Genomic DNA, 12119 nt, shown 5'->3' with positions numbered 1-12119 from the left:
GGTGCCCGTTGTCATCATCGCAGCTAACGATAACAACCGCGTCGTTTGCCTTCATCTCTTCCAGCTCTTCATTGGAAAAAGTTACGGTATACATTTTCTGTTTCTCATTTCTTTTTTCAGCTCTGGATGTTTGGTTCATCGCTGTGACTATATTGTAGCAGCACGACGCACTTCTGAACATATCGTGCCGAGTTACTTGAAAATAACACAAAACGATAAGTTTTCAGTAAAAGTTGAACCGTTCACTGGAAATCCGCTGTGCCATCCTTTATAATAATAGAGATATTACTTCTATAGGAGGGTTTAGGGATGAAGAATGTCTTTCTTGGCGAGTACGTCAAGCAGCGGCGGCTGGATCTGGGTTTGACCCAGGAGCAGCTCTGCTATGGAATCTGTGAGCCTATGACTCTTTCCCGGCTGGAAAATGGGAAACAGACCCCCAGCCGCAACCGGATCAATGCCCTTTTGCAGCGTCTGGGCCTGCCGGATGACCGCTATTTTGCTCTGCTGAGTAAAAATGAACTGGAGATGGAAGCTCTTCAGAAAGAAATTGTTGCCTGCAATGTGACCGAAAAGGTGCCGGAGGGCTTTGAGAAGCTTGCACAATTTGAAAAGCTGGCAGATCCGGATGATCAAATTGCGCAGCAATTTGCCCTGCGTTCAAGGGTACTTCTGGGACGCTTAGATGGACGCTACACGCCGCTGGAACAAATCGATCTGCTAATGCAGGCAATTCAGCTGACTGTGCCCCGCTTTGACCTAGAGAGTATAGAAAGTTTCCTTTATACAAGAGATGAAATCACAATTATCAATCAGATTGGGCTTGCTTACTCTGATGCTGGCCAAAATAAAAAAGCAGCTGAAATCTACTATCAGCTGCTTAAGTATGTGCGTAAGCATTTTAAGGAAACCATAACATCTATTGGGGTGTTGCCTTTGGTCCTTTATAATTATGCTCGGGTACTGGATTTGTGCGGTCGCTATGAGGAAGGAGCTGCACTCGCTAAAGAAGGACGAGAAGCCTGTATTCAATATGGACATTACCAAGTATTGCCCCGATGTCTGGAAATTGAAGCGGAATGCCGACATTTTATGGGCGATGACGAAATCAGCAAAGAATTGTACTACCAATCGTATTATCTCTGCAAAGTCATTGGATATCAAATCGGGTTAGAGGTTGTCAAAAAAGAAGCGAAAGAATACTTGAACATCGATTTTATGAGTTAACCCATGTCTCCAACGCCCGGCATAGCATCACATGGCTGGATAGAAGGTCTGTCCGGATTCTCAGGCTGATCAGAACCGTCAGGCTGTTCCGTTTCGGTCACACCAGGCTGCGGTGCTGGCAAGTCTTCAGGCTCAGCGGCAAAGCAGGGGACAGCCAGTAGACTGGTGGCCAGAACAATAGAGGTAATCAGGGTAAAGATACGTTTCATCATTTGTTTTTCCTTTCGTTTTATGTTGTTTTCTTGTTGGCAAAAGGATACCACTACAAGGCCATACAGACCATATCGTGCTGTGTTGCTTTTTTCTAACACAAAACGACGGGTTATACTGAGAATGAGGTCAGATGCTTTCCAATCGGCTTGTGATGCAGCAAGTACTAAAAATAAGAGAATGGCCACCCAAACCAATGCCGTCAAGTCGTTGTCGGATGAAGTGGATTTTAGTTTGTCTGGGAGTAAGTGCACGGTTTCTGCACGGTTTTTGCACGGTTTCAAAACGTGCAAAGGGTGCAAATCGTTGCAAAATCGGACAAAGGGTGCAGAAATTACCGGGTAAAAAATCACATTGCTTTGATTAAAAATAACGATGACTCGAAACTTCCATAAATTGAGACGAACCGGCGGCTTGCTCTCTTAATCAGTGGGCCCAGGGTTCGAGTCCCTGGAGGTGCACCACAACAACAAAATCCGAACTTTTTTCCAATAGGAGAAGGGTTCGGATTTTTTGTGTTTTTCGGAAAACAGAATGAATCTATTGCTTCCATCGAAAAACGTCCTAGACCTTATCATAAGAAAGCACGACAGACCACTGTAAGAGTGCCGTAAGGCGGAAAGGACACAAATATGAAGTACGATGAAAGAGCCTGCAAATTCAACATGGACACTGGCTGCGTGGAACTGCTGCTCCGGGATGGCAGAAAGGTTTCTATCGACTGCACCGGGGTCGAGGATGCACTGGACGTGACCATGGCGCAGAGGTCGGAGTTAGACTATCTCATCTATAATGACCCGCTGAGCTATGCTGATTTGATTTTGAATGGTGACCCGGAGGAATATTTGAAAAACGTAACCGGGAGCCATTGGTTAGAAGATCAAAGGCAAAACAAAAACAGGGTGCGCCCCTGAATGAACAACACCCCATTTGTCCGACGGTATTCGGTCGGACAAATGGGGTGTCTTTATATATTGGAAAAACGAAAGGCGTATAGCGGAGAATGAGACCGATTTTTATAGTGCAAGATGCTTTGCACGATAGTCCCGTGGGCTGATGCCGTATACATTTTTGAACGCGCGGGAAAAGTGGAGCTGATTGGGATAGCTGACCATGGTGCTGATGGTGCTGATGGGCAGGCGGCTTTCGGTCAGCAGCTGTGCCGCCCGTGCCATGCGGTAGTGCAGCAGGAACCCCTGCGGGCTTTCGCCCATGGTATCCCGGAACACCTTGCTGAAATAGCTGCGGTTCAGTCCGCAGAAGGAGGAGATGTCCTCGATGGAAATATCTTCGCTGTAATGCTGCTCGATGAAGGACAGAGCCTCCTTCATATAGAAGTCCCGCAGGCGGCGGGGACTTTGTGCCTGATGGGAGGCAGAGGACTGTACAAGCTGATCTAGAAACAGAAAGCCGTAGCCGATCTGACGCATGGGGCTGTCCTGACTGTGATTTACCAGAAAGAGCATCTGCTCTTGCAGCAGCTGTCCGGCTTTGGTGCTCGCAGGCGAGTACACCGGGTTCTGTCCGCTGATGCCTGCAAGGTTCAGGGCTTCGTGGGCACGCAGACCGTCAAACTCGATCCATGTGTATTCCCACGGCTCCTGTTCATCGGCACGGTAGGTGGTGACCTGACCGGGAGCAATCAGAAAACCATGCCCGCCCTCGATGGTGTATTCCTGCTCGTTTGCAAGCAGAAGCCCTTTGCCGGAGATGACATAGTGGAACAGATAGTGGTTGCGGGCATAGGGACCATAGGAGTGTAGAGGCTCTGTCTGCTCCCAGCCATATTGGTATAAGTTGAGATCGACGAATCGCTCATCCTGAAACACATGGAACCTGCATTTTGTTTCCGTTGATACGTTTCTTTTTGTACATTCTTGCATACAAGATGCCTCCTGTCCGCTTTTTCTTATTATATACCAAAATGCGTTATGACTTCAACATAATTCGCAGTATTCCTTCAAATTGAGATATAACAAGTCGCATTTTTGCATTTACGAAACTGCTGGCAGATAGTATAATAATGACACAACAAGAGAAAAGAAACTGTGCAATGTGATGATGCATAAAATTTTCTCGCTGCTTTTGTAAGAGCTGACAAAAGCAAGAAAATCGACCCGGCCGGTGCGACACAGTACGAAGATCACCCTACGGAATAAGGACTTTGGAGGAGAACAAAAATGAAGATCTCTCGCAGACAATTCGTAAAGGCAATGGCGGCAATGAGCGCCGCATCCATGCTGGCAGCCTGCGGCGGCAACAGCGGCAGCGGTTCTTCCGGCGGCAAGAAGGCACTGACCTTCCAGATCTGGGACGTTGCACAGAAGGAAGGCATGGAGGCTATGTGTGCGGCCTACACCCAGCAGCACCCGGATGTCAGCATTGAGGTGCAGGTCACCAGCTGGAACGAATACTGGACCAAGCTGGAGGCTGCAGCCACCAGCAACCAGATGCCGGATATTTTCTGGATGCACACCAACGAGCTGCTGAAGTATGCCGACAACGGGATGCTGGCAGACTGCACCGACATTGTGGAAAAGGACAAGTTCTCGGAGATCTCGCTGTCCAACGCCATGGGCTCCAACGGTACCCTGTATGCAGTCCCCAAGGACAAGGACACGGTCGGTCTGGTGTATAACAAGGAGATGTTCGATGCTGCCGGTGTTGCTTACCCGGACGAGAACTGGACCTGGGACGATCTGGTCAGCGCATCCGAGAAGATCTACGCTGCCACCGGCAAGTACGGCTATATGGCATACGCCGACGACCAGCTTGGTTACTGGAACTTTGTGTATCAGGCTGGCGGCTACATCCTGAACGAGGACAAGACCAAGGCGGGCTTTACCCAGCCTGCCACCGAAAAGGCAATGAAGTTCTACATCGGTCTCCAGCAGAACGACTGGTGCCCGGACCAGACCTACTTTGCCGAGACCGCTCCCGGCACTGCCTTCTTCTCCGAGAAGGGCGCAATGTTCCTGGAAGGCGACTGGAACATCCTTGCCGAGCTGCAGAACTACCCCGAAATGGTGGGCAAGTGGGATGTGGCTGTTCTGCCCAAGTGCCCCGACCCGGAAAGCGGAGACGGCCGTGCTACCATCTCCAACGGTCTGTGCTACGCGACTGCTGCCAGCAACAAGAATCTGGACACCGTGAAGGATATCCTGAAGTTCTTCGGCAGCGAGGAGGGCCAGCGCATTCAGGGTGAAAGCGGTGCGGCCATCCCTGCCTATCAGGGTCTGGAGGATACCTGGGCAGGCTGCTTTGCAGAGTATCCCATCAATATCCAGTGCTTCATTGAGATGTTTGAGTACAGCATTCAGAGCGTCAACAACGCCTCTCGCCCGGAGTGGAAGAGCAAGGTCAATGATGAGCTGCTGAAGATCTACGCAGGTACCGAGGATATCGACACCGGCCTGCAGAAGATGCAGGACATTGTGGATCAGGCGAGTGCGGGCTGAAAATGCAGCTTGGGAGGAACCAAATGAAAAGCACATCAAAACTGGGTCGGGATGGGCGTTTCTGGGGGCTGGTCATGGTAGCTCCCACCATCCTCGGTCTGATGATCCTGAATATTATCCCGTTCTTCCAGACCATCTACATGAGTTTTTCCAAGACGAAAGCCTTTGGAGCCTATCAGTTCTGCGGTCTGGAAAACTACCTTGAAATGTTCCGCAATGCGGAATTCTGGAAGGCAAACTGGAACTCCATCTACTTCTGCATCCTCACTGTGCCGGTGGGCGTTTTTCTGGCGCTGATCGTGGCAGTGCTGCTGAACGCAAAGATCAAGGGCAAGACCGCCTTCCGCGCCATCTTCTTCCTGCCCATGGTGGTGGCTCCTGCTGCGGTAGCAATGGTCTGGAAGTGGATCTTCAATGCGGAGTACGGCATTCTGAATCAGGTCCTTGGCACGAACATCCGCTGGCTGACCGACCCCAAGATCGTTCTGGTCACCTGTGCCATCGTTTCCATCTGGAGCTCCATCGGCTACGATGCCGTGCTGCTGCTGTCCGGCATCCAGAACATTTCCCAGTCCCTGTACGAAGCCGCCGAGCTGGACGGCGCATCCAAGATCCGCCAGTTCTTCAGCATTACGCTGCCCATGGTGTCGCCCACCCTGTTTGTGGTGCTCATTATGCGTCTGATGGCTTCCCTGAAGGTCTACGATCTGATCTACATGATGGTGGAGCAGACGAACCCTGCGCTGACCAGTGCACAGAGCCTGATGTACCTGTTCTACCGCGAGAGCTTTGTTGCCGGCAATAAGGGCTACGCATCGGCCATTGTGGTGTGGACCGTGCTGCTGATCGGTCTGGTCACCCTGGTGCAGTTCATCGGTCAGAAGAAGTGGGTCAATTACGAGGTGTAAACTATGAATGCCAGTCTGAAAACCAGAAAGAATGTCGTAACGTTCTTTACCTATCTGGTCTTGATCCTCGGCAGCATCAGCATGATCTTCCCCTTTGTATGGATGGTGCTCACCAGCTTCAAGACGCAGGCGGAGTCTATGGCGATCCCGCCGCAGATCCTGCCCTCCCATTGGAATCTGGACAGCTTTGTCAAGGCATTGCAGAGCCTGCCCTTTACCAACCTCTACGTCAATACGGGTCTGTTGATCCTGTTCCGTGTGATCTTTGCGGTGGTGTTCAGCTCCATGGCAGGCTATGCCTTTGCCAAGCTGGAATTTCCCTGCAAAAAGCTGCTGTTCGGTCTGGTGCTGATCCAGATGATGCTGCCGAGCCAGATCTTCATTATTCCGCAGTACCAGATGCTGGCAAAGATGGGAGCCACCAACTCCATCTTCGCGCTGGTGTTCCCCGGTCTGGTCAGCGCCTTCGGTACCTTCTTTTTGCGGCAGGCGTATCTGGGCATCCCCAACGAGATCGCAGAGGCAGCGTATCTGGACGGCTGCAACAAGTGGCAGACCTTCGTCAAGGTCATGCTGCCGCTGACCGGCCCCAGCATGGCGGCACTGGCCATCTTTACGGCGGTGTTCGCTTATGCTGACCTGATGTGGCCGCTGATCTGTAACACCGATCTGAACATGATGACCCTGTCTGCCGGCCTTTCTACCCTGAACGGTCAGTACACCACCAACTTCCCGGTGCTGATGGCAGGCAGCCTGCTGGCCATGATCCCCATGGTGATTTTGTACCTGATCTTCCAAAAGCAGTTTATTCAGGGCATTGCCATGACCGGCGGTAAATAAGCAATTCACATTTCTCCTTCATCATAGCCGACAGGCGGGTAGCCGTTCCAATACGACCGCCTGCCTGTCGGCATTTTTGTTGGAAATAATTCTTTGAGGTGTTGAACTAATGAGCATTCGATTTGATTCTGACTCCCGCATTTTTGTATTGGAGACCGCCCATACCAGCTACCACATGAAGGTGGATGCGCTGGGGCACCTGCTGCATCTGTACTACGGCAAAACCATCGGCACCGGGGACCTGATGCAGCTGTATCCTCGCACAGACCGGGGATTCTCGCCGGATTACTACGCTTACCGCACCCACCGGGGCATTTCCCCGGATCTGCTCCCGCAGGAGTATACCGGCTGCAACGTGGGTGATTTCCGCATCTCCTGTCTGACAGTCGCAGACGAAAAAGGTGCATTCGGTGCGGATTTCACCTATGTTGATCATACAATAGAATCCGGCAAATACTCCCTGACCGGTCTGCCCTGTGCCCACGCAGAGGAAAACGATGCCGAGACCCTGATCGTCCGAATGCAGGACGAGGCCACCGGTCTGACGCTGGAGCTGCTGTACGGCGTGTTTGCACAGCAGGATGTCATCACCCGTGCGGTGCGGCTGACAAACCACGGAGATACCCCGCTGCGGCTGGACAAGGCGGCATCTGCCTGTCTGGATCTGCCCTTTGGCAGATGGGATCTGCTGCATTTCCACGGCAGACACGCCATGGAACGGCAGCTGGAGCGGGAAGCTGTGGGCACCAATATCCAGACCATTTCTTCGGTGCGGGGCAGCTCCAGCCACCACAATAATCCCTTCCTGATCCTCTGCCAGCGGGATGCAACGGAGACCAGCGGTGCCTGCTACGGGGTGATGATGGTCTATTCCGGCAGCTACCAGATGGACGTGGAGCGCTCTCAGACCGGACTTGTCCGGGTAGTGAGCGGCATTCAGGAGGAACGCTTTGCGTGGAATCTGAAGCCGGGCGAGACCTTTGATACCCCGGAGGTGATCCTCTCCTTTGCGGCAGAGGGTCTGACCCCGCTTTCCCAGCAGTACCACCGCTTTTTGCGGCGCAACATCTGCCGCGGCCCGTGGAAGGACAAACGCCGCCCGGTGCTGATCAACAACTGGGAGGCCACCTATTTTGATTTCAACACCGAAAAGATCGTAAAGATCGCTGAAAAAGCGGCCTCTCTCGGCGTGGAGATGATGGTGCTGGACGATGGCTGGTTCGGCACCCGGAATGACGACAATCAGGGTCTGGGCGACTGGACCGTGAACTGCGAAAAACTGCCCGGCGGACTGGATCCGCTGATCGAGCAGATCAATGCGCTGGGCATGAAATTCGGCCTGTGGATCGAGCCGGAAATGGTCAACGAGAACTCCAAGCTGTACCGCACCCATCCGGACTGGGCGCTGACCCTGCCCGGACGCAAGCCTGCCATGGGGCGCAACCAGCTGGTGCTGGATCTTTCCCGCCCGGAGGTGGTGGACTATCTGGCAGAGGCTATCGGCAAGCTGCTGCGGGAGCATCACATCGAGTATATCAAGTGGGATATGAACCGCAGCATGAGCGATGTGTACAGCCGTGCTTTCCCTGCTGAGCAGCAGGGAGAGATCATGCACCGCTATATGCTGGGCGTTTATGCGCTGGCAGAGCGGCTGACGCAGGGCTTCCCGGAGGTGCTGTTCGAGGGCTGCGCAGGCGGCGGCGGACGCTTTGATGCCGGAATGCTGTGCTACTACCCCCAGATCTGGTGCAGTGATGATACCGATGCCATTGAACGGTTGACGATCCAGCATGGCACCTCCTTTGGCTACCCGGTCTGCACCATGGGTGCCCATGTTTCTGCCTGCCCCAACCACCAGACCGGCCGCACGACCCCCATCGACACCCGCGCCGTGGTGGCGATGAGCGGCACCTTTGGCTACGAGCTGGATCTGGGCAAATTAAAGCGCGCCGAGTGCACTGCAGTGAAAAACCAGATCAAGCGGTTCAAACGGCTGAACGACCTGATCCGTACCGGCGATTATTACCGGCTGACCGACCCGGCAGAGAACGCATATTTCACGGCATGGCAGTTTGCCGCAGAGGACGGCAGCGAGGCACTGCTGAATCTGGTGGTGACCCATCCGCAGGCGAATCCCTTGCCCATCCACCTCTGCTTCCGTGGGCTGGAGGAGGCTGCTGTGTATGAGCTGGATGGCATCGACTATTTCGGCTCTCAGTATGACCGCGACGGCGGCAAAGCCATAGAGGACGGCATTCACAAGGGGATGCGGTTCAGCGGCAGCACGCTGCTGTATGCGGGGCTTGTCCTGCCGCAGCTGTTTGGCGATTACCCCAGCATGCAGCTTCATCTGACTCGAAAAGGATAAAAGGATATGAAGGATCAAACTGCATTTTCCACCCGCTTTGCCCACCACAAGGACGAGCTGGAATGGCTGTTCATGGAATTGTACCACAACCGGGAAGGGCTGGAAGTTCTGGAGCGGGAGATGGCAGAAGCCTACAACGCCCGCAGCGCCGAGTTGAAAGCACTGGACAAGGCACGCTCTGCCGACCCGGAGTGGTACAAGCGTGGCAATATGTTCGGCATGACCATGTATACCGACCTCTTTGCCGGAAACCTGAAAGGACTGGCAAAGAAACTGCCCTATCTCAAGGAGCAGAAGCTGACCTATCTGCACCTGATGCCCCTGCTGCAAATGCCCCACCCCCACAACGACGGCGGCTATGCGGTGGAGGATTTTGACACCGTAGACCCTGCCCTCGGCACAAATCAGGATTTGGAGAATCTGACCCGCGAACTGCGCAAAGCCGGCATCAGCCTGTGTCTGGATTTTGTCATGAACCACACCGCCAGCACCCACCGCTGGGCCATGGCAGCAAAGGCAGGCGACCCGTGGTTTCAGGCCTATTACCATCTCTATGATGACCGCACCATCCCCGACCAGTACGAGCAGACTGTGCCCCAGGTGTTCCCCAACACCGCACCCGGCAACTTTACCTGGTGTGAGGAGATGCACAAGTGGGTGCTGACCACCTTCCACGACTACCAGTGGGATCTGAATTATGCAAACCCGGCGGTGTTCGTGGACATGACCAAGAGCATCCTGCACCTTGCAAACCTCGGTGTGGAAGTGTTCCGCATTGACGCCGTGCCCTACATTTGGAAGCAGCTGGGCACCACCTGCCGCAATCTGCCCCAGGTGCACACCATCGTGCGGATGCTCCGCATGGTGCTGGAATGCGTCTGCCCGGCGGTCATCCTCAAGGGCGAGGTGGTCATGGCTCCCAAGGAGCTGGCTGCTTACTTCGGCACCCCGGAAAAACCGGAATGCCACATGCTCTACAACGTATCCACCATGGTCAACCTGTGGGGTGCCCTTGCCAGCCGGGACACCCGGCTGCTGAAGGCGCAGCTGGATGCCCTCCATGCCCTGCCGGACAACTGCTGGTTCGTGAACTATCTGCGCTGCCACGATGACATCGGCTGGGGTCTGGATGAAGCGGTGGAAAACCGGCTGGGCATTGACCCGCAGAAGCACAAGGAATACCTGTACCACTTCTACGAGGGCAATTTCCCCGGCAGCTGGGCAAAGGGCGAGCTGTACAACTACGACCCTGCCACCGGCGACGCCCGGAGCTGCGGCACCACCGCCAGTCTGTGCGGCGTGGAGCAGGCACTGGAAAAGGACGACAAGACCGCACTGGACTACGCCGTGAAGCGCGACCTGCTGCTGCACACTGCCATGGCGTTTTTGCAGGGCTTCCCCATGCTGAACTGCGGGGATGAGATCGCACAGCGCAACGGTTGGGATTACAAAAACGACCCCGACCGCGTGGAGGACAGCCGCAATCTGCACCGCACAAAATTCAACTGGGAGGACGCAAAACAGCGCACCCAAAAAGGCACGCTGCAAAATCAGCTGTGGCAGGGCATGGAGCAGCTGCGCCAAATGCGGGCAGACCCCTGCTTTGCCCCGGATGCGTGGGTGACCACATGGGACAGCCACAACCCCGGTGTGCTGGCACTGGTGCGCAAGCGTGGCGAGGAGACGCTGGTGGGACTGTTCAACTTTACCGAGTACCCGGCAGGGGCAAGTCTGGATGCGCTGGGCGGCGAGTATAAGACCGCCGATGGCAAGCCGGTCTGGTTGGCGGATGTGGAACTGGAGCCGTATCAGGCACTGCTGGTGCGCCGCTGAAAGGAGCAACCATGGATATTGTAACGATCGGTGAAGTTTTGATCGACCTGACCCAGACCGGTAAGGACGAAAAGGGCATTCCTCAGTTTGCCGCAAACCCAGGCGGTGCCCCGGCAAATCTGGCGGTAGCTGCCGCCCGGCTGGGCGCACAGACCGCCTTTATCGGCAAGGTGGGGGCAGATGCCTTTGGCCGCTACCTGAAAGAGGTTCTGGCGGAAAACAAGGTGGATGTTTCCGGCATGGCGGTGGATGCAGACCATCCCACCACCATGGCGGTGGTCTCGGTGGATGCCGCCGGTGAGCGGGATTTCAGCTTCTACCGCAGTGCCAACGCTGACGTGATGCTGTGCAGGGAGGACATTTCGGACGAAGCTCTGAAAGCTGCTAAAATCGTCCACTTTGGCTCGGTCAGCCTCACCGCTGACCCCTCCCGTACCGCTACGCTGGATGCCGCCGCCCGTGCCAAAAAGCTGGGTGCTGTCATTACTTATGACCCGAATTACCGTGCAAACCTCTGGAAGAACAAAGAGGATGCCATTGCCCAGATGAAAGCCCCCCTGCCGCTGGTGGATATCCTGAAAGTGTCCGATGAAGAGCTGCCTCTGATCACCGGCACCACCGACTGTGCCGAGGGCACAGCCCAGCTGGCACAGAACGGCATCCGGCTGATTTTTGTCACCTTGGGTGCAAACGGCGTATTCTACCGCTTTGGGGACAAGACTGGTCATGTAGCTGGCGTTCCCTGCAAGGTGGGCGACACCAACGGCGCAGGCGATACCTTCTTTGGGGCTGCCCTGTCCAAGCTCTGCAAGGAGGAGCTGAACACCCTGACCGTGGACAAGCTGGAAAGCATTCTGGCCTTTGCTAATAAAGCTGCCAGCATCACCACCAGCCGCCACGGTGCGATCCCTGCCATGCCTACATTGGAAGAAATCGAAAAATAACAGAACCGGCCACCGACCTGTAGCAAATCATACAGGCCGGTGGCCGGAAACCATGGGTTAGAAGATTAAGGACAAAATAAAAAACAGGGCGCGTCCACCCGGACGCACCCTGCCAAAGACCACATACGGTAGCGATATGTACAACAGGGCGTTCCCCGTCGGGAACGCTCTGTTTTTCTTTGCTGGGGGTGTGATGGGCCTGTTCCGCCTGCCACGCGGCAAGCTCGCGTTTGCGCAGCGCAGCGGAGCAATGAAAGCCCCAGTGGGGCTTTTAAGCGACCGAACGGTCTTGCGCAAGCAAGATGGAGGGGCCTTGCCCCGACAAGTGACC

General features: G+C 54.6%; 10 protein-coding genes. 8 read left to right on the top strand and 2 right to left on the bottom strand.

Annotated features, from left to right (window positions below; translation table 11 throughout):
- The first annotated feature begins 309 nt into the window (after positions 1–309).
- Positions 310–1227: a helix-turn-helix domain-containing protein gene (locus I5P96_RS12150; protein WP_156071739.1), complete on the top strand. Its 918-nt coding sequence runs from the start codon at positions 310–312 to the stop codon at positions 1225–1227.
- Here the strand turns inward: I5P96_RS12150 and I5P96_RS12145 are convergent.
- Complete coding sequence (locus I5P96_RS12145) at positions 1224–1730, bottom strand: hypothetical protein (RefSeq protein ID WP_223382353.1); 507 nt, start codon at positions 1728–1730, stop codon at positions 1224–1226. The two genes, I5P96_RS12150 and I5P96_RS12145, sit on opposite strands and share 4 nt — an antisense overlap.
- 339 nt (positions 1731–2069) lie before the next feature.
- Here I5P96_RS12145 and I5P96_RS12140 point away from each other — a divergent pair, with 339 nt between their 5' ends.
- Positions 2070–2351 carry a DUF6061 family protein gene (locus I5P96_RS12140; protein WP_223382351.1) on the top strand — a complete coding sequence of 94 codons (282 nt, stop codon included), beginning with the start codon at positions 2070–2072 and terminating at the stop codon, positions 2349–2351.
- 102 nt (positions 2352–2453) lie between these two features.
- Here I5P96_RS12140 and I5P96_RS12135 read toward each other — a convergent pair whose 3' ends face one another.
- Complete coding sequence (locus I5P96_RS12135) at positions 2454–3266, bottom strand: AraC family transcriptional regulator (RefSeq protein WP_411703332.1); 813 nt, start codon at positions 3264–3266, stop codon at positions 2454–2456.
- A 351-nt stretch (positions 3267–3617) separates the two neighbouring features.
- Here I5P96_RS12135 and I5P96_RS12130 point away from each other — a divergent pair, with 351 nt between their 5' ends.
- The 6 genes from I5P96_RS12130 to I5P96_RS12105 all read left to right on the top strand — a co-directional run bounded on the left by I5P96_RS12130 (position 3618) and on the right by I5P96_RS12105 (position 11788).
- Positions 3618–4895: an ABC transporter substrate-binding protein gene (locus I5P96_RS12130; RefSeq protein ID WP_223382347.1), complete on the top strand. Its 1278-nt coding sequence runs from the start codon at positions 3618–3620 to the stop codon at positions 4893–4895.
- Between the two features lie 23 nt (positions 4896–4918).
- Positions 4919–5803, top strand: coding sequence for a carbohydrate ABC transporter permease (locus I5P96_RS12125; protein WP_117534935.1), 885 nt, complete (start codon positions 4919–4921; stop codon positions 5801–5803).
- 3 nt (positions 5804–5806) lie between these two features.
- A complete protein-coding gene (locus tag I5P96_RS12120) occupies positions 5807–6643 on the top strand; it encodes a carbohydrate ABC transporter permease (RefSeq protein ID WP_117506307.1) in 837 nt (278 codons plus the stop codon).
- Positions 6644–6752: 109 nt separating this feature from the next.
- On the top strand, positions 6753–9011 hold the full coding sequence (locus I5P96_RS12115) for an alpha-galactosidase (RefSeq protein ID WP_223382346.1): 2259 nt from the start codon (positions 6753–6755) through the stop codon (positions 9009–9011).
- A gap of 6 nt (positions 9012–9017) precedes the next feature.
- Positions 9018–10844 (top strand): amylosucrase, encoded by a 1827-nt coding sequence (locus I5P96_RS12110; RefSeq protein ID WP_223382345.1) that lies wholly within the window; start codon positions 9018–9020, stop codon positions 10842–10844.
- 11 nt (positions 10845–10855) lie between these two features.
- A complete protein-coding gene (locus I5P96_RS12105) occupies positions 10856–11788 on the top strand; it encodes a carbohydrate kinase family protein (RefSeq protein ID WP_223382344.1) in 933 nt (310 codons plus the stop codon).
- Positions 11789–12119 lie beyond the last annotated feature (331 nt).

It is taken from the genome of Faecalibacterium prausnitzii (genome assembly GCF_019967995.1).
Taxonomy (GTDB): domain Bacteria; phylum Bacillota; class Clostridia; order Oscillospirales; family Ruminococcaceae; genus Faecalibacterium; species Faecalibacterium prausnitzii_E.
The sequence above is the reverse complement of the archived record's forward strand: the minus strand, read 5'-3'. Positions and strand labels throughout refer to the sequence as shown.